The 18,778-nt window shown below is 52.7% G+C and carries 18 protein-coding genes and 1 other RNA gene; 10 read left to right on the top strand and 9 right to left on the bottom strand.

The annotated features are described in order from the left end of the window. Positions 1-129: 129 nt before the first annotated feature. Positions 130-587, top strand: an RNA gene (rnpB, locus tag KIS77_01560) — RNase P RNA component class A. Between the two features lie 97 nt (positions 588-684). Here the strand turns inward: rnpB and KIS77_01555 are convergent. Then, a complete protein-coding gene (locus KIS77_01555) occupies positions 685-1,065 on the bottom strand; it encodes a hypothetical protein (GenBank protein ID MCW5921000.1) in 381 nt (126 codons plus the stop codon). 190 nt (positions 1,066-1,255) lie between these two features. Between KIS77_01555 and KIS77_01550 the strand changes: the two genes are divergently transcribed. Further along, positions 1,256-1,801, top strand: a complete 546-nt coding sequence (locus tag KIS77_01550; protein MCW5920999.1) for a hypothetical protein — start codon at positions 1,256-1,258, stop codon at positions 1,799-1,801. A gap of 60 nt (positions 1,802-1,861) precedes the next feature. Beyond that, entirely contained in the window at positions 1,862-2,575 is a 714-nt protein-coding gene (locus KIS77_01545; protein MCW5920998.1) for a hypothetical protein, read from the top strand. Positions 2,576-2,648: 73 nt separating this feature from the next. Here KIS77_01545 and KIS77_01540 read toward each other — a convergent pair whose 3' ends face one another. Then, positions 2,649-3,395 (bottom strand): acyl-CoA desaturase, encoded by a 747-nt coding sequence (locus KIS77_01540; protein ID MCW5920997.1) that lies wholly within the window; start codon positions 3,393-3,395, stop codon positions 2,649-2,651. Positions 3,396-3,623: 228 nt separating this feature from the next. Here KIS77_01540 and KIS77_01535 point away from each other — a divergent pair, with 228 nt between their 5' ends. Further along, the gene (locus KIS77_01535; protein MCW5920996.1) at positions 3,624-4,859 is read left to right on the top strand and encodes a serine hydrolase; all 1,236 of its coding nucleotides are present in this window, start codon (positions 3,624-3,626) and stop codon (positions 4,857-4,859) included. 58 nt (positions 4,860-4,917) lie between these two features. On the opposite strand, the gene KIS77_01530 is transcribed toward KIS77_01535, so the two are convergent. Both KIS77_01530 and KIS77_01525 read right to left on the bottom strand, forming a co-directional pair. Beyond that, positions 4,918-5,271, bottom strand: coding sequence for a hypothetical protein (locus KIS77_01530; protein ID MCW5920995.1), 354 nt, complete (start codon positions 5,269-5,271; stop codon positions 4,918-4,920). A gap of 47 nt (positions 5,272-5,318) precedes the next feature. Next, a complete protein-coding gene (locus tag KIS77_01525; protein MCW5920994.1) occupies positions 5,319-6,503 on the bottom strand; it encodes an MFS transporter in 1,185 nt (394 codons plus the stop codon). Between the two features lie 124 nt (positions 6,504-6,627). On the opposite strand from KIS77_01525, the gene KIS77_01520 reads away from it, so the two are divergent. The 4 genes from KIS77_01520 to bshC all read left to right on the top strand — a co-directional run bounded on the left by KIS77_01520 (position 6,628) and on the right by bshC (position 11,097). After that, positions 6,628-7,590 (top strand): glycosyltransferase family 2 protein, encoded by a 963-nt coding sequence (locus KIS77_01520; protein ID MCW5920993.1) that lies wholly within the window; start codon positions 6,628-6,630, stop codon positions 7,588-7,590. Then, a complete protein-coding gene (locus KIS77_01515) occupies positions 7,587-8,420 on the top strand; it encodes a flippase-like domain-containing protein (GenBank protein ID MCW5920992.1) in 834 nt (277 codons plus the stop codon). Before KIS77_01520 ends, KIS77_01515 begins: the two co-directional genes overlap by 4 nt. Before the next feature lie 41 nt (positions 8,421-8,461). Next, positions 8,462-9,412 carry an SDR family NAD(P)-dependent oxidoreductase gene (locus KIS77_01510; protein ID MCW5920991.1) on the top strand — a complete coding sequence of 317 codons (951 nt, stop codon included), beginning with the start codon at positions 8,462-8,464 and terminating at the stop codon, positions 9,410-9,412. A 77-nt stretch (positions 9,413-9,489) separates the two neighbouring features. Further along, entirely contained in the window at positions 9,490-11,097 is a 1,608-nt protein-coding gene (gene bshC / locus KIS77_01505) for a bacillithiol biosynthesis cysteine-adding enzyme BshC (GenBank protein MCW5920990.1), read from the top strand. Here the strand turns inward: bshC and KIS77_01500 are convergent. Then, positions 11,078-12,379, bottom strand: a complete 1,302-nt coding sequence (locus tag KIS77_01500; protein MCW5920989.1) for a 1-acyl-sn-glycerol-3-phosphate acyltransferase — start codon at positions 12,377-12,379, stop codon at positions 11,078-11,080. The genes bshC and KIS77_01500 overlap by 20 nt on opposite strands. Positions 12,380-12,637: 258 nt before the next feature. Here KIS77_01500 and miaA point away from each other — a divergent pair, with 258 nt between their 5' ends. Further along, positions 12,638-13,534, top strand: a complete 897-nt coding sequence (miaA, locus tag KIS77_01495; GenBank protein ID MCW5920988.1) for a tRNA (adenosine(37)-N6)-dimethylallyltransferase MiaA — start codon at positions 12,638-12,640, stop codon at positions 13,532-13,534. 53 nt (positions 13,535-13,587) lie between these two features. Here the strand turns inward: miaA and KIS77_01490 are convergent, their stop codons facing one another. The 4 genes from KIS77_01490 to KIS77_01475 form a co-directional block, all read right to left on the bottom strand. Next, the gene (locus KIS77_01490; protein ID MCW5920987.1) at positions 13,588-14,244 is read right to left on the bottom strand and encodes a phosphatase PAP2 family protein; all 657 of its coding nucleotides are present in this window, start codon (positions 14,242-14,244) and stop codon (positions 13,588-13,590) included. Next, positions 14,241-15,836, bottom strand: coding sequence for an LptF/LptG family permease (locus tag KIS77_01485; protein MCW5920986.1), 1,596 nt, complete (start codon positions 15,834-15,836; stop codon positions 14,241-14,243). Before KIS77_01485 ends, KIS77_01490 begins: the two co-directional genes overlap by 4 nt. Before the next feature lie 87 nt (positions 15,837-15,923). After that, positions 15,924-16,595 carry a ribulose-phosphate 3-epimerase gene (locus KIS77_01480; GenBank protein MCW5920985.1) on the bottom strand — a complete coding sequence of 224 codons (672 nt, stop codon included), beginning with the start codon at positions 16,593-16,595 and terminating at the stop codon, positions 15,924-15,926. 22 nt (positions 16,596-16,617) lie between these two features. Then, entirely contained in the window at positions 16,618-17,379 is a 762-nt protein-coding gene (locus tag KIS77_01475) for a 3'-5' exonuclease (GenBank protein MCW5920984.1), read from the bottom strand. Positions 17,380-17,729: 350 nt separating this feature from the next. Between KIS77_01475 and KIS77_01470 the strand changes: the two genes are divergently transcribed. After that, on the top strand, positions 17,730-18,749 hold the full coding sequence (locus KIS77_01470; GenBank protein MCW5920983.1) for a hypothetical protein: 1,020 nt from the start codon (positions 17,730-17,732) through the stop codon (positions 18,747-18,749). The last annotated feature ends 29 nt before the right edge of the window (positions 18,750-18,778 follow it).

Raw genomic sequence — 18,778 nt, 5'->3', positions numbered from 1 at the left:
GGTTTCGGCGGAGATTTTTTTAGAAAAATGCCCGACGCGGATGGATTAAAGTATCGTGAAAGCGCGGGCAAAAGTACCTAAACAAAGTTTACGCCAAGAAACAACTGCTTCCAATTTTCATTGAAAGAACTACAGACCGCTCTGCCGCCTTTGCTTTCAGAGGATTCCGATATGGCATGTCGTTTTCCCAGAAAACCTCGCCATGTTCTAAGAGTCGCTCAAAAGCGGGGAGGAAAGTCTGGACAACACAGAGCGCCGCACCGCCTAACGGGCGGAGTCTCCGAGCAAGCTCGGAGGCATAGATAGGGTCACAGAGAACAACTTCCATGCTCAGGCGTGGTAAAGGTGAAAACGTGCGGTAAGAGCGCACGCTCGCGCCAGGCAACTGTCGCGGGGGATAAACCTTGCGGGTTGAAATGCCATGTACACCTTGTTCGATATGTTGCTCGCATATTTTTCCTCGAACATTCGGGGAAAAGCAAGGGGGGTAGGCAGCGCAAATGCTCCGGGCAACCGCGAGCATCAGATAAATGGCAGAGACCCCGATTCATCGGGGGACAGAATCCGGCTTACAGGTCTGTAGTTTTTTTTTGAAAAAATAAGCGCGTCGGCGAGACTGACCTCAAAACGGGGGCTTCTCGCTGCCAGTCAGCACAAACTCTCCCGAGATCTCTGGATTGGTGCCTATATCGTCTTTCTGAAAGTGTAGGTCACGCCCTTTCTAAAAAGCAGCAGCTGGAGGCTATCCACTTTCAAAATCTCGAAGTCCGCAAACGCTTGGCCGTCTGTATCTTTTAGTATCAGGCGATTGCCAACCTCTTGCCAAAAGGTGCCAGTAGGGAAAAAACCGTCGAGGCAGGTACTCTCCAGCGTTTGGTCTGCCTTGAAAAGCAAAAAGCCATCGCAGTGCATTTCGTAACTCGTGGAGGCATCCGACTTGCCAGATTTGGTGTCGCATTGCCATTTGCCGTGCAGCTGCGCGTTTGCTTGAGGTAGGGAGCAAAGAAGCGAAAAGAGGAGTGCAAAAACAGCCCCTCGAACCGAAGTATGTGTGTGGGCGGGCATAATGGATTAAGATTTTAGTCAGGGGCGAAGATAGAGCGTACCAAATAAAATGTAGCAGGCGAATATGTTAAAGTTTTGATGCGATACGGAAAATCCGTGTATAGCGAAAGGTATATTTTGGGAGACGGCATCTAGCATCACTTTTGCGCTCAGTTTTCAAAACCTTTTTGTCACCAGCCATCTCCCTCACATGAAAAAATCCATTTTTTTTGCCGTCGTACTTTCCATCAGCTTTTCCTCATGCTGCGACGCGCTCGAGCTCTGCGACCTCCTTATTCGCTCATTTCAATCTCCTCACACGGTTACAGTCGGTGAGGTATTCAATGTCGTGGCAAATATCGGCAACGATGAAGCGGACACCGATTGCGATACAGATATCGCCAATGTCACGACGAGCTTGATTGAAATTTTCAGAAAAAGCATTTCCGGCGACTGGGAGTTAATCGAGAGCGTAACCAAAAGTCAACCCGCAGTTGACCCCGGAGGAACAGTCCCGCTGCCAAGTTCAATCACCATCTCGCAAGCAGGGGATTATCGGTTTGACTACTACACCGACGACACAGATTCGGTGAGAGAACGCAATGAGAACAACAACAAGGGATGCGCTGGCTGCAAAACCGACCGCAAGGCGCAAATGCGCCAAACCAACAACTACGCCTCTATCGAGATACGTGTGCTTCCCCTCTCCGACGGCACCACTCAAATCGAAGGCAAACCCGTCGTTGAGGTTAAATGACCACCAGCCCCGCTAGCCGTGCCATTCCATTATTCCACTTTTTTAAAACACCAATTTGATATGAGGAAGCATATCGTTTCTTTGTCTCTGCTTTGTTCCCTTGCCCTTTTTACTGGCTGCGAGGAGGAAAACGACCCCGACCTTACATTTCTCGATTATCAACAAATTTGGAATCCATGCGCGGGCACCACCGAGTATCTTGATGTGAGAAGCTTGTATTGGGTACGCAACCTCCAATTCCCATTCAATGGATACCCCGAGTTTGTGCTGCTCTACTGGCGCCACAATGAAAGAGGTTTTTTTGATTGCTTCGGCATACCGTGGCATGTCGTGCCCGGCTCTGTCATCGTAAGCAATCGCTACCTTGCCAACAGGTCAACCAACAGCACATCATCGTTGAGCACCAAACCAGCCAGACAGCCCGCGGCACGCACCTACACTACCGTCAGGGATATTGGCACCGGCAACACCATCGCCACAGACAATGGCTCCAAAGTCGTTTTCCCCGATATTCCCGCTGGCCAATATGTCCAATTCGCGTCAGAGTCGTTGGTAACCCAAGAGGGCATTTACGACCTTGCATACACAGCAGACCCCGACGAGGAAATAACGGAAACCGACGAGAACAACAATGTGCAAAACAGCTCTTTTGAGCGAAGCCATCACTCGTCAGGTTGCTCTTTCATCATTCGCGAGCCTACGAAAGAAGAATTGTCGAAAATAAAAACCAGGTATGTGATTTACCGAGGAGGCAACATCGAGGTGCACAACTGAAAAAGCACATCGCTTGCACAAAAGGCCGCCCCAACGACTGGGATGGCTTTTTTCGCAAGTAGGGTCTGCCTGCTTAGCTCAACCCAACGCCGTTCGCCTTTCTCAATCTGATAATCCTCGCCCCGTGCATCACCCGCAACACAGGATAAATCGGGTCGAACTCCCACCGTTTCACCGCAAAATTGGGACTGTTTGGGTGTTTGTGGTGGTTGTTTTGGAACAATTCTCCCATGAGCAGCAAATCAAAAGGTAGCGTGTTTTTTGAATGGTCGCCGTTGTTGTAGTTGCGGTAGCCATATTTGTGGCCGCACCAGTTGACGATGGCGCCATGCACAGGCCCCATGAGAAAATGCACGGGCAAGAGCAGGTACATCCACCACTGAGTGGCAAAAAACGCATAAAAAACGATGTAGCCTGCCGCCCACAAAAGACGCGACGTCCACGAATTGCCGAACTTATCCAGCAAATGCCAATTGGGATAGTTGCCCAAAAAGTTCGGGGCCACTTTGAGCGTGTTGGTCAACAAACCATTGTATATCCTGGCCGTGTGCATCATCATGGAAAAAATATCCTTGAAAAAATTGGGCGAATGCGGGTCTTGCTCCGTGTCGGAGAAAGCGTGGTGCATCCGGTGCATGATGGCATAAGCCCGTGGCACCAAATACGACGGCCCTTGCGCCAGATAAGTCAGGAAGTGGAAAAATCGCTCCCAGAACTTGTTCATCGTGAACATCTTGTGCGACGCATAGCGATGGTGAAAAAAAGTTTGCACAAAAATGGCGCTAAACCAATGCACCGTGAAAAAACCGAAAACAGCCATGTTTGAAATAATTTTAGGGCGCAATGGTAAATATAATTCTCCCGGCATTTTTTCTAAGCCGCATTGGCACGCCCAGCCACTTCCCGCCGCAGACGGATGCAATGCCAACAATCAACTTCTGTTTCTTTGTGCCGACAAACAATCATTCGAGAAACCGCTCCAAGACCCCGTTTCATACGGTTGTAACAGAGCGTGTTTTTTTCAAAATTTCACAAAAAAATAATTCGCGTGAGAGCCACCACCCTGCTGCTATTCGGCATTTATGGGCTGACGGCCTGTTTGCCCGGCAAAAAAACGTTTCGACAGATCTCCCCTCTTGATGCCATATTAAGCGACCTGTATAGAGACTCGCTCGCCAGCCAAGTGTTGAAAAACCCGTCAGACTTTGAGCTGCAAATCATTTACACCCAAATTGACCGCGACCACAAGGGCGTGCCCATGTTCACCACCTTCCACCACAACACAGACAGCACTCGATATTTCTACCCCGCCAGCACCGTCAAGATGCCAGTCGCGTTGCTGGCACTCGAAAAAATCAACCATCTGAGGCGCAGCGGCTACCCCCGTCTTCACCGCGACACCCCCTACCGACTCGATTCCCTGCGCCCTTTTCAACAAAGCCTAACCCACGCGCCAACCGCCCCGAACGGCAAACCCTCTATCGCCCACGACATCCGGCAGATTTTTGTGACAAGCGACAACCTTGCCTACAACCACCTCTTTGAATTCCTGGGCAGAGAATACATCAACCGCCAATTGCGCGAAAAAGGCTACACCCGCACAGGCATCCTCCATCGCTTCAACTACCCGCAACGCGACAACCGACACGCCAGCCCCATCACCTTCTACGACGCTTCGGGCGATATTTTCAGGGAAGACGAAAAACATGACGAGGAGACATGGGAAAACCCGCAACGCGACACACGCAAGGGAAAAGGCTGGTACGACACCGCCGACAGCCTCGTGCAGGAGCCTTTCGACATGAAGCTCAAAAATTGGTTTGCCCTCACCGACATGGAAAAAATGCTTCGAGCGGTGTTGTTCCCAGAAGCAACGCCCGCGCAACATCGCTTTTCCCTGACGGACGATGATTACCGCTTTTTGCGGCACTACATGAGCATCTACCCACGCGAGTGCGACTTCCCGCAATACGACGCCGCCACCTACCACGACGGCTACGTCAAATTCTTTCTCTTTGGAGACCAAAACGCGCAATGGACACCAGCGCAACACCCCAACATTCGGGTCTTCAACAAGGTCGGTATCGCCTACGGCACTCTGACCGATGTGGCCTACATCGTGGACTCGGCCAACATGGTAGAGTTCATACTCGCGGCCACGTTGTTGTGCAATTCGGATGGCATTTTCAACGACGACCAGTACGACTACGACACAGTCGGGCTTCCCTTTCTGGCAAAACTTGGAAGGGCGGTGTATGAATACGAATTGAGAAGAAGGAGGTGATTTGGAGGAATTGGGGATTTGTTTGTTTGAAGGTTTGACCGAAAAGGGGAGCCGGCTTTCACGCACATGGCCTCACGCGCACATTGACAGAAGCGGAGAACGTGCAGCCGCCTTTGGTCTTCACCGTGACGTGGTAGATACCCGCTTCTTTCACTTTGATGAAACGCTCCTTGCTGCCGTCGCTCCATTCGTAGCTCTCAAACTCGCCGCCATCCACCTCAAGGATAGTCTCGGTGCCTTGGCAAATGTCCGTCTCGCCCTTAATATCAATGCCCGGTGATTTGACGAAATTGGGCGTAGCCTTGTCAAGCGAGTTGATTGAGTTTTGTGCCAACAATTGGGAAGGACCAACGACAACAAACAGGAAACTGCCGGCCAGCAAAAAAGACGAGAAAACACGATGGCTGAGCATAAAAGAAAGATGGTTGAGAAATAAGAGTAGTGTGAGACGCTACAAATCTATGAGATTTTTTTTCTTTCTCTAAACGTCAAGACAAACAGTACCAATATGCTCGCCGCAATGCCCGCTGGCACCAACCACAACCCAGACCAATCACGCACCCCATCAGCTGTAAACATATCGGCCACCGCTCCGCCCAAATAAGAGCCGAACGTCATGCCCACACCATAAGTGGCAATAGTAAACAACCCTTGCGCAGAACTTTTGTACTGCTCGCCCGCCTTTTGGTCAGAGTAGATGAAACCCGTCACGAAAAAGAAATCGTAGCAAATCCCGTGCAGCAGCACCGCCATATAAAGCGGCCAATGCAGCGATGCCCCCCCTATGCTGAGCAACAAATAACGCCCCACCCAAGCCACAATGGCAATCAAAAGGATGTTGCGAACACCCAACTTCATCAGGAAAAGCGGGAGCAAGAGCATGAACAACACCTCAGAGCCTTGCCCCAACAAGCCCATCACCGAGGTCACGTTTTGCACCCCGGAAGCCGTCAGAAAATCGCCCGTGAAAGCGTAATAAAAAGACAAAGGAACGCAGAGCAAAATAGCGCCGATAAAGAAGGTGGCGTAGGAGCGGTCTTTGAGAAGCGCCAGCGCATCCAACCCTATGACCTGACGGACGCTGCCACCAGCGACCTGACCCTTGGGCGGTGTGTCGGGCAAGAAAAAACTGAAAACGCCCAACACAGCAGACAATATCGCAGGCAAGACAAAAATAAAATCCGTGGAGGAACGACTGTTGACGGCGATGCCCGCCACTATCCAGCCAATGGTGCCCAACACGCGCAACGTGGGAAAATCGCGTTCGGGGTTGTCCGTATGCCCCATAGCCACCGAATTGGTGAGCGCCACCGTCGGCATATAGAGGCAGGAATAAGCCAGCAGCACCCACGGGAACACCGCGATGTCGCGGATTTGTGCCAAATACCAAAGCAGCACAGCCCCCAACAGATGCAACACGCCCAACACTTTCTGCGCCGAAAAATAGCGGTCGGCAATCAGACCAATAAAAAACGGCGAGACGAGCGCGCCAAACCATGCGTTGCCATAAGCAATGCCCACTTGGGCACCATCGGCTTTCAGCACGGCCGGCAAGTAAATGCCCATTGCCACAAACCACGCGCCCCAGATAAAGTACTCGAGCAGCATCATTAGGGATAATTGGAGGCGGGTCAGAAGTCGCATAACAGAGTTCTTGATTGATTGAAGCGGCAATATTATTCACGGAAAATTAAGTTTTCACCCCGCCTGCTAATAATTGCCTCGTTTTCCCCCAACTTTGCCCTTTTTTAGGCCACACCTCACACGCATGAAGTGCTACGTTTCCGTTATCGTTTGTGTTTACAACGAAGAAAAAAACATTGCTCCATTGGTCAGCCAGATTGAAGCCGCTCTGGCAAATTACGACTACGAAATCGTCTATGTGGATGACGGCTCGCGCGATGGCACCCTGACCGAACTGAAAAAAATCCAAAACCCCCGGCTGCGCATCGTTGAGTTTCGCCGCAACTACGGCCAAAGCGCCGCGCTCGCCGCAGGCATCGAATACGCAGAGGGCGAATGGCTCGTCACTATGGATGGCGACCTCCAAAACGACCCAGCCGACATCCCTGCCATGCTCGAAAAAGCCGAGCGCGAGCGCCTCGACCTGCTCGCCGGCATCCGACAAAAGCGGCAAGACGGTATGTTTCTGCGCAAAATTCCGAGCCGAATCGCCAACTGGCTCATTCGCCGCGCCTCAGGGGTATATCTGCACGACTACGGCTGCACGCTCAAGGTCTTTCGCTCCGATTTGGCCAAAAGCCTCGGCATCTACGGCGAGCTGCACCGCTTCATCCCCGTGTTGGCCGACCTCGAAGGAGCACGCATGGACGAGGTGCCGGTGCGACACCACGCCCGTCAGCACGGCGCATCCAAATATGGCATCAACCGCACCATTCGCGTGTTGAGCGATTTGCAGCTCATCCTATTTTTGAAAAAATTTCGCCACAAGCCCATGCACCTGTTCGGGGGGTGGGGCGTGTTGTCGCTCGCAGTGGGTTCGCTCATTTTGTTTTGGTTGTTGCTCCAAAAAATAGCGGGTCACGAAATCGGGGGGCGCCCATTGCTCACGCTGGGCTTTATTCTTTTCATGGCGGGGCTTCAACTCATCGCGCTCGGCATTCTTTCTGAGATGATGGTGCGCACCTACTACGAATCGCAGGACAAAAAACCCTACAAAGTGCGGAAAGTGTATGGACAAAAGGTCGAGCACGACGCCATGGAGAGATGAGCTGGAAAACCCTTGTCAAAATACTGCTTTCTGTCGTCATCGTGTGGCTTGTGTTGCGCAACATTGATGAACAACTGCTGCTCGCCACCTTGCGCCAAGTGCATCCCGGTTGGCTGCTCTGGACTGCTGCGTGGTTCGTTTTTTCCAAAATCGTCAGCGCCGTACGTTTCAACGCCCTGCTGGCCACAGAGGGCATCCAACTCTCCCAAGCACGCAACCTTCGACTTTATTGGCTGGGCATGTACTACAACCTGCTGCTACCCGGCGGCATCAGCGGCGACGGCTACAAAATAAAGTTGCTGATGGATGCCTTTGGCGCACCGTTCAAGCGGCTGTTTGCCGTCACGCTGCTCGACCGCGTGGGCGGAGTGCTGGCGCTGGGCCAGCTCTGCCTTTTGCTCGCGTTCGGGAGCGCCGCGCTACAACCATACCGGTGGATAGGGCTGCTGGGTTTAGGCGCAAGCGTGCCATTTTCCTTGTTCGTTTACAAAAAATTAGGCGGTGCGTTGAGCAGCGTCTGGGGGCGCACCTCCTTGCTGTCGCTGCTCGTGCAGGCGACCCAGCTGGTCGCCACGCTTGGCCTCGTGTGGGCCTTGGGAGAGTCCGCCCTGTGGCTCGAATACTCCATCCTGTTTCTCGTTTCGTCGGTCGTGGCCATGCTCCCGCTCACCATTGGCGGCACAGGTGCTCGCGAACTGACTTTCCTTTGGGGCGCTGCTTTTATGAACATTGATGCCGAAAAAGCCGTTGCTATCGCGTTTTTGTTTTATCTCATCTCCACCGCAATCGCGTTTGTGGGAGTTGTTTTCAGTTTCAATGCCAAAGCCTAACCCCCCGATTCAACCCTTCCAACCAACCTAAACCTTATTGCATGACCATTTTAGTCACCGGAGGTGCCGGTTTCATTGGCTCGCATTTGTGCGAGCATTTGTTGGCGCAAGGCCATCGAGTGGTGTGTCTCGACAATTTTGATGATTTCTATGCGCCAAGCATCAAAGAGCAAAATGTGGCCATTTTGAGCCAAAGTCCTCAATTCGTTCTCCGACGTGGCGACATCCGCGATGCTGCCTTGTTGAGAGAAATTTTTGAAAAAAACGCGGTGGACTGTGTGGTGCATTTGGCCGCCAAAGCGGGTGTCCGCCCCTCCATACAAGAACCGGCCAACTACATGGACGTGAACGTGAATGGCACTACAAGGGTATTGGAGGCCATGCAACGTGCGGGCGTGCGGCGCTTTGTGTTTGGTTCCTCCTCCTCCATTTATGGCAATCAGACAAAAACACCCTTTTCGGAAACGGACGACGTGAGCCAGCCCATTTCCCCCTATGCCGCCTCAAAGCACAGCGGCGAGTTGCTTAGCTATGTTTTTCATCATCTCTATGGAATGGAAGTCGCTTGTCTGCGATTTTTCACCGTGTATGGCCCGCGGCAGCGCCCCGATTTGGCCATCCACAAATTCACGCAACTCGCTCTCGCGGGGCAGCCGATTCCGCTCTATGGCGACGGACTGACGCGCCGCGACTACACATTTGTGTCGGATATCGTGCAGGGCATTTGCCAAGTAGTCACAATGCCCCAACTGAGCTACGAAATCATCAATCTCGGTGGCGCTCACCCGGTCACATTGCTGGAGATGGTGAAGGCAGTAGAGGCCGCATTGGGCCAACCCCTGACGATTCAGTATCTTGAAAAACAGCCGGGCGATGTGGAGCAAACCCATGCGGATGTGAGCAAGGCCCGCCGCTTGTTTGGCTACCAGCCTTCCGTAAGCCTGCAGGAAGGGGTGCGGCACTTCGTGGAATGGTACACCGCAAACCATTGACAGGCAGCGCCCAAACACTGTTATGCCTCATGAACCAAGCATCGGAAAAACCGAGACAAACGAAACAATCGGTCTCAATGGAACATACCTTTCAAATGCACAAAACACTCATACCGTTTCAAGAAATCCCACAATTGTCGAAGACGGACGTGGCGTATAGCACGGGCGATGCTTTGCTTCGGCCATTTTACCAACATCTGCCCGAAATGAATGCTTTTGAGGCGATTATCGCCGAACGAAAAGCAAGACCCCACCCCCGCACCACGCTTCAGGAAGTGCTGCGGGAACAATACCACGCTTTGCCGCCTCAGCCCAAAGTGTCGGAGAACATCGCAGCGTTGGCCAACGGCAACACCTTCAGCATCACCACCGCCCACCAGCCAAGCCTGTTCCTCGGCCCGTTGTATTTTCTCTACAAGGCGCTGACCACCATCAATCTCGCGGAAGCCGTTGCCGAAAAAACCAGCCATCCCATCGTGCCAGTGTTTGTGCTCGGCAGCGAAGACCACGACTTGGAGGAACTGAACGCCATCCATCTTTTTGGGAAAAAAATAGCATGGCAAACCAATGAGCAAGGCGCTGTGGGCAGCATGGGCACTGCCTCGCTCGCGCCTGTTTTGGCGGAGCTGAAAACCATCTTGGGCGAAAGCGAGGCAGCGGCGGCACTTTTTGCGACCGTCGAGCGCGCCTACACACAAAGCCCCACCATCGCAGCAGCGACACAGGCCATGCTCCACCATTTGTTTGGACGCTATGGATTGGTGGTGCTAAACATGAACGATGCTCGCCTCAAACGGCATTTTGCCCCCGTGTTGAAAGCTGAATTGCTGGAACAACCCTGTTTTCGACTGGTCAACGAGACTACCACACGGCTCAACGAACTGGGCTTCAAGACCCAAGCCACTCCCCGCGAAATCAATCTTTTCTACATGGTGCCGGGGCAGCGGGAGCGCATCGTCCGGGAAGGCGATGTTTTCAAAGTGCTGAACACCTCGCTCGTTTTTTCCGAAAAAGAAATGCTCTCGTTGGTAGAAGCGCACCCTGAGCGATTTAGCCCCAACGTGGTGCTGCGCCCCTTGTTTCAAGAAATGATTTTGCCCAATCTCGCATATGTGGGCGGTGGCGGCGAACTGGCCTACTGGCTGGAGCGGAAAGCGGTTTTCGAGCATTTTGGGGTGTCTTTCCCAGCCCTTGTACGCCGCCACTCCGTGCTTTGGCTCGACCGCGACGCAAAGAAGAAACTACAAAAGTTCGGCTTTTCGCCCGCCGATTTTTTTGAGGACACGGACATTCTCGTGCGGAGTTTTGTGGAAAAAAACGCGGCAGTGGAGGTGAGCCTGACGGAGGAGGTCAACGAGTTGCGCCGTGTTTTTGAGCGGCTGGCATCCAAAGCCACCGCTATTGACCCAACATTGGAAAAGGCGGTGCGCGCCGATGAGGCGAAAGCCGTGAGCGGCCTGGAACACTGGCAGGGTCGCCTTGTCCGCGCCGAAAAACAAAAGCACGAGGTGACAATCAATCAGATTCGGGCTTTGAAAGAAAAACTTTTTCCGGGCGGCGGATTACAGGAGCGCCACGACAACTTCATGCCTTATTGGCTGAAATACGGGGAAGGATTCATCGAGACCTTGAAGGCGAATCTGGCACCGTTTGACGCTGGCATGGTCATCTTGGAGGAGATATAGCAGCCCTTTGCGCCAGCAGCGCGTCCCGTTGTTGGTGCGTCAGCGCCTTGCGTGCCGCTCGCCAGCGTTTCCACATATCCATGTAAAATTGCGCGAACCACCCCAACAGCGGCAACATCAGCCCAAGCGCAATCCATGCGGGGCGGCACGTGAGCAAAAAGGGCAGCACGAGCAATAAATAATACGGCGTGCCAAGCAGCAGTCCCAAACCAATGCGAACGCTGCTGTAAAACTCGCGCTTCTTGACTCTTTTATCCGCGATGGCTCGAATGACATGGACAAGCGGCCAACTGCTCAGGTAGCCAAGCAGCCACGGCGCGAGCCCAAGCACCAAAAACAACAGCCACCACCCATTGCCCCATTGCGGGTTGACCAACGCAGCGTCGTCCAAGCCAGCCTTTTCGAGCGCGGAAAAATATGGGGCGGCGCGTTCGCGAAGTGCATTTTTCTCGTCTGAAGGCAGCGCGTTGAGGCGGTCGAGCACAGATTTTTCCGCCGCGAAACGACGGCTGTTGAACACATATATGGGCAGCGGAGCCTCAGGGTGGGCGCTGCGGTGGAGCATGAGGAGCTGTTCGGCCAACTGCGCGTCACCGTCGTGTTCGACGTGGTAGCAAACCGATTGCAGGGCGATTTCCACATCCTTGCAAAGACGCTGGAGCGTGCCGGCGGGGTCGCGCTGATAATCGTCCCAGTAGTCTTTGACCAGAATCGGCTGGCCTATATTGACCATTGCCTCCTCGCGCGGGCGGTCGCCAAAAACATAATTGCAACCCGCCGGGATGATTTGCAGGTCGTCGAGCCGATGGCGCTCGAAGGCGGCGAAGGCGATGCGGGCGATGCCTTTTTGGACGGGGCGCACCTTTTTTTCCAAATGGTGCTCGCCTTCCACATAAATCGTCACCACGCGCCGATGGTAAAGTTTGTCAACGCAATACTCGAACACTTCGTCGTTGCGGTCGCGCCCGGTGTAGCCGTCGCGCACGCGAAAAACGGGGAACATGTTGATGCTTTGCAACAGCTTGCGAAAAAAGGGTTTTGCGAAAATATCGCCCCGCGTCATGTTGTAGATAGGCGGGTCGAGAAAAGTGCAAAGCAAAAAAGGGTCGAGAAAAGCAGTGGGATGATTGGCGGCCAACAAGACCGGGCGGTCGGACGGCACGCCGTGGCGGTTGTTCACATGCACCTTGCGCATGAAGCCAATAAACATCGAATGTCCTCCAAGAGGCACCAAATAGGGATACACCTTGCCCGTGCTTTGATGGCGCAAACTAAACTTCATCTATCTCGCTTCTTGTGCGGTTGAGGTTGGTCGGTTGGGGAATAGACTTGATTTTTGCGGCGAAAATAAGCCCCTTCCGATTGGGCGCTCATAATTTTATGCCTTGATTCGCTAGGATTTGTCAGATGCTCATGATTGATGTCCCTGATTTTGAACAGATTGCGCCTGTAGCCATGCCCAAAGCTTGGCAGTGCGAAACATATACCTCGCATCGTCAATAAACCGACGACGCGACACCAACCACGCCCCCCCCACGGGATGAAACACCTCATCGTCATTGGCGGCGCCACGGCCACCGGCAAAACTGCCCTCGCCATCAAGGTGGCGCAACATTTTGGCACGGAGATACTCTCTGCCGACAGTCGCCAATTTTATCGGGAAATGAACATCGGCACGGCCAAGCCCAGCCCAGCCGAACTGGCCGCCGTGCGACATCATTTCGTTGATACGCTCGACGTGACCGATGATTTTAGCGTGGGCGATTTCGAGCGGGAGGCGCTGCGGGTTTTGGGAAAAATTTATTCCGAAAAAGAAGTGGCCGTGCTCGTGGGCGGTTCGGGGCTTTACCTCCGGGCCGTGTGCGAGGGATTGGATGCCTTCCCCGACGTTTCAGCCGAAACAAAAAAACAAGTGGAAGCAGGCATCCAAACAGGTGGCCTCGCTTGGCTTCAAGCCGAACTGGCACAGCGCGACCCCGCCTATTTTGAAAAAGTGGACAAACAAAACCCAGCGCGATTGCGCCGTGCGCTGGAAGTCTGTTGGGAGACCCGTGCCCCCTTTTCGGCATTTCTCGGCCATGAAAAAAAACCTCGCGCTTTTACCCCCATATATCTGTTGCTGGAATTGCCTCGCCCCTTGCTCTACGCCCGCATCGAGGCGCGTGTGGATGCTATGGTGGCTGCGGGCTTGGAGGCAGAGGCACGCGGGCTTTTTCACTTGCGAGCGCGACCCGCCCTGCACACGGTCGGCTACGAGGAGTGGTTCGACTTCTTTGATGGCAAAATATCCCGCGAGGAAGCGGTGGACAAAATCAAGCAACACACACGCAACTATGCCAAGCGTCAGGCGACTTGGTTCAGGAAGCATGGCGCATGGGAAGTTTTCCAGCCCGACGATTGGGAAGGCGTGCTGCGTTTTTTGAAAGTTCGGCTTTGAACCGCAAAACGAACGACGTTTTCATCAGCTTGCGAAAAGTAGCTTCTCCGTAGTCAGCCCACCTTAATGCGCCCGTCCAAAAATCTTTTTTCTTGAAAAAAAGGGGTCTGGTCCAATCGCCACACCGCCCAACCCACCAATAGCCCAAGCGCAGCCCCCGCGAGTACGTCGGCCAAAAAGTGTTGTGCCAAAAACACGCGCGACACTCCGACCAAAGCAGCCAATAAGGCCAACGCCAGCCCCCAACGGCGATGCGCTTGGCCGACGAACAGCGCCAGCAAGCTATACAGCGCAAACGCCGCCATTGTGTGCCCGGAGGGAAAACTCGTTTGGCCTGCGTTCAGTATCACGCCCGGCACGGTGACGAGCGCATCCTCCATGTTCTGGTTGCGGAAATAAGTGATAGGGCGGTCAGTGCCAAAGGACTCCTTGACAAAATAGGCGGCCAGAATGGTGACAAGCCCCGCGAGCGCGATGAGAACAGCGTAGCGATAGCGCCAAAAAAGCGCCGCTATGCCGAACGCGAAGAAGGCATAAGCTTCGCCCAAACGGGTAATAAATTGGAAAATAGAGCTGAAAGGCTCGCGGCGCAGAGTGTTCAGATACAGAATCTCGTTGCCATAAGGCAGATAGTACGCAAGCAACAGCCCTACATTGAAAAACAGCAAAGTCGGTATCACAAACCAAGAATTGTCCCAAATGCTCTTCATGCCATTTTAGCCATTTTTTGTTTTTGCCAACGATTGCGCAACAGGAGCATCCAACGGTCAATTCGGTCGGTACTGAACATTTGCGAATCGTTCATCGCCTTGCGCGTCAGATACACCCCTATCGGGACGAGCACAATGCAAGGTACCATCGCCGCCATGAAAGGCGACATGATGTTCCCTTCCGCCAATTTCCTACACAAGATAGTGAGCATGATGAAAGTGACGAAAAAGATGATGGACACTAATATGGGGTACCCAAAACCACCCTTGCGGATGATGGCACCCATGGGCGCGCCGATGAACAGGAAGATAAAGCAAACCAGTGCAAAACTGTATTTGATGTAGAGTTCATACCCTGTTTTCACCCAATCCAATCGGCGATTTTCCACCTGAGCCTTGCGGGTTTCCACCGAAGTCATGCTGGCTTTGGCCCGATTCACCGCCTCTCTCAAAACGCTGGGGCGGTCTTCGGGTTTGAACGTCTCGTAAAAAAACTTGTACTCCGTGAGCGGGCGCGTCAGTTCTTGTTCGGGCACTTCGGGGTTGCGCCGAGCATCGGGCGTTGCTGTCTGTACGGCGATTTTGTTTTTTGCCGATTGAATGATGGTCGGGGAGTGCGATTGTGCATCGGAGGTTGCCTCTTTTTGCGCGGTGGTGTCCTTTACGACAGGTTTGGGGGGCTTCATGGGCTGGCGCTTCAGCTGGAACAGCAGGTCTTCGGCGATAGAAATCCGATAGCTATACATGGAGCGGTCGAGCGAATCAATCATGGAACGCAATTGGTTCATGCTTAGCATAGACCGATTGGTGCTATACCGTTCCTCGTCCGACCGCACCAATTCGAACTCTTTCATGTCCCACACCTTCGTCCACGATTTGAAATTGGTGCGCACGAACGGATATTTCTGTTTTTGCGCCCCCCCACCCTGTGCACCCGGCTCTTGATATTGGGTACCGTTGAACAGGTTCATCACGAAAAAGCGTCGGTCGGCGGTGGTGTACATTTGGCCGCTGTCCGCAAGTATCTGGTTGAAGTTGATTCTGCCCGGGTTGGTTTGGTCTTCTATCATCACATCGCTGATAGTTTCCCCATCGCGCGCTTTGTCGCCGATGCGAATGACGAACTGCCGAAAATCTTCGTTAAAAATCCCCTTTTCGAGCGCCAATGCCGGTTTTTGTCGGCGAATATCGGTGAGCCGCGATTTGAACTTCAAGTTGGAATAGGGAATGATGACATCCGAGCAGAGGTATGAAAACACCGCTGTGGCTGCCGCCCAAATTATCAGCCCTCGCATGATGCGAATCAACGGCACACCGGCAGACTTCATGCTCGACAACTCGTAGCGTTCGGCCAAATTGCCCATCACCATCACCGAGGCAATCAGTATAGCAATCGGGAGCGCCATCGGGAAAGTAGAAATCGAGAGGTAGCCAATGAGCTCCAACATGATAAAAATACTCACGCCCTTGCCCGCAATATCGTCAATATAAAGCCACAAAAACTGCATGATGAGCACAAAAAGCGCGATGCCAAACGACACCGCGAATGGCCCAACGAAGCTCTTCATTAGCAGTTTATCAATCTTCTTCATGGTGGGTGTTCGTTTGGGGATTTGCTGACTTAGGAAGTTGAGGATTTGAGCACATTATGTCCCGATTCCCGGACAACCAAATCCCCATCAAAAATCAAACCCTGCTTCAAACGCTTTTAGTGCTCGAATCGTTGCGAGTGGGTCTTGCGCAGCGAACACACTGCTGCCCGCCACCAGCACATCCGCACCTGCTTGAAGGAGCGATTCGGCATTTTGCAAGCCCACCCCACCGTCTATCTCGATGAGCGCCTTGCTGTTGCGAGTGTCAATGAGCTCACGAAGTTGGCGCGTCTTGGGCAAGCTCTGATAGATGAACTTCTGGCCGCCAAAACCGGGATTGACCGCCATCAGACACACAAGGTCAATGTCCTCAATCACATCTGCCAGCAGACTGACGGGTGTGTGCGGATTGAGCGCCACCCCAGCCATAGCGCCGGTTTCCTTGATTTGATGTATCGTGCGGTGCAAGTGCGGGCAGGCTTCGTAGTGAACCGTGATGACGTGCGCGCCCGCCTTTCGGAAAGGCTCGATGTATTTTTCCGGCTCCACAATCATCAGATGAACATCAAGCGGTTTGTGCGCCATTTTGCCGATGGCTTCCACGATGAACATCCCGAACGTGATGTTCGGGACAAAGCGACCATCCATCACGTCAAGATGAAACCAGTCGGCCTCGCTGCGGTTCACCATGTCAACCTCTTCGCCCAAGCGCGTGAAATCAGCCGCCAAAACGGAGGGAGCTACCAAGTGTTTTCTCATAACGGGGGCAAATATCGGGAATTTATCTAACCGACACCACCTGCCCCTCTGTGAGTATCGGCAGCCTTTTCATTTTCAGAAACAACTGCACGGTTGCCAACACATCTTTTTCGCAGTAGGTAGCGATACGCTCCAAGTCGCGCTCTTCCCAATAGACACCGGCCACATCAGAGCCGTCCATGTCATCTTTGGGAGAAGGGAAGTCAAAAATCGCGGCCAAAAGACGGAGCGAGGTGTAGTTCTTGATATCGCCAAACTTCCACATTTCCATCGTGTCCACCAGATGTTTTGTCTCCCACGGTTTTTTCCCGGCGATGTCAAGTATTCTTGGGAAAGCGATTTGGTTGAGCAACATTCGGCGGCAGATGTACGGCACGTCGAACTCTTTGATGTTGTGCCCGCAGAGCGCGAACTTGTCAGGGTTGTCAAAACGCTTTTTCAACAGCTCGCAGAAATCGTCGAGCAAAGCGGCCTCCACATGATTGGTAAACGACTTCAGTCGCAGCAGCGGCTCGCCGTTGTCGGGATTTCGTGCCAGAATACCCACCGAGATACACACAATCTTACCAAACTCCGAATAAATGCCCGCCCGAGTCCGATAAAGCTCAGCCATCTCGTCATACTCGATTTCATCGCTGGCAGGCCGGCGCAAGATGGAGCGACACTTGACACCCCAGAGCTCCTGCATCTCCTCGCTCAGTTCCTCAAAGTCAGGCCTGCCCGGCACCGTCTCGATGTCGAGAAAAAGGATATTGTAAAGGTCGAAAGCATCCAAAAGCGTCATGGCAGGAAAGGTTGAGGCGTGAGCAAGGCGGAAAAATTTGTTGAGCGCAAAGATAGTGTTTCCCCTTCCCTCTTCCGAAATCCACTCCCGGCGCGATTTTTTTCAAATCTTTTTTATCCAAAATTTAACACTGAAAATCAATTGTTTATCGTATAATTTCAAAAAAAATTTGGAAAAAGAGACCGACTAAAACGCAATAAAGCCCGACGAAAGATGGTTAATGGGTGACTTTGCAAAACGCATTCGTATCAACTCGCACAAAAAAAAGCAGTCAACTCTTCGGCACAGCCTATGATGAAAATTTTGACATCACATTCTAACGTTAAACCTTTTCATCACACTTTTTCAGCATGAGCACTCCCACCAATTTCAATCAGCCCACGACTCCGAACTACGGCAACAATGACGGCGACAACCAAAAGCGTATGACCACGATTATGGGCGTAGCCATCGCCGCGTTGCTCGGCCTGTGCGTCTTTTTGTTGGTTAGCAAATACAACACAAGCAAAGAACTGAGCGCCACCACTATGGAGCTCACCCAACAGAAAGAAGCTTTCAACGAACTCGACGCTCGCTACAATGACGCAGTAGCCCAACTCGAACAGCAAAAAGGCATCAACGCCGAGTTGGACGCGAAAATCAACGAGCAACTCCAGCAGTTGGAAGCACAGAAAAACGAAATCGCGGGGCTTATCCGCAACAAAAAAGACTATCAGAGCGCCCTTGCCAGCTTCGAGCGCCAGAAAAATCAGTATCTGGCAGAAATTGATGACCTGAAAAAACAAGTTGGCATCCTGACGGAATCCAACACACAATTGACGGCACAAAACCAGCAGCTTTCCACCTCGCTCAACGAGACCACAAGCAGACTGCAAGAAGAAAGCACCGCAAAAGCTGCCTTGATTTCCGAAAAGACACAGCTCGAAACGGAACGTGCCGCATTATCCAAAAAAGTGGACATCGCGTCGGCGATTCGCGTGAAAAACGTGACCGTCAAATCGGTTGACGTGCGCAACAATGGCAAAGAGAAATCCAAGTCGCGTGCCGGCAAAGTTGACAAACTCAACATTTGCTTCACCACCGAGCCGAACGAAGTAGTCCCCTCTGGCGAGGAAGTGTTCCAAATTCGCATCGTGGACCCGACTGGCGCCCCGCTCGCCATCGAAAGCCTTGGCTCCGGCGTGGCTCTCGACAAGAGAGCAGAACAAGAAGTGCGCTACACCACTACAGCTTCTTGCCAATACAACAACGGCGAAACCAACGTCTGCGGCGCTTGGCAGCCCGGCCAAAACTTCGCCAAAGGCAAGTACACCGTTGAAGTTTACAACAAAGGATTCCTTGTCGGCACGGGTGCCTTCAACCTGAAGTAAGAGGTTCCTTTCAAAAACCCAATATAACG

This window comes from Saprospiraceae bacterium (assembly GCA_026129545.1).
Taxonomy (GTDB): domain Bacteria; phylum Bacteroidota; class Bacteroidia; order Chitinophagales; family Saprospiraceae; genus M3007.
The sequence above is the reverse complement of the archived record's forward strand: the minus strand, read 5'-3'. Positions and strand labels throughout refer to the sequence as shown.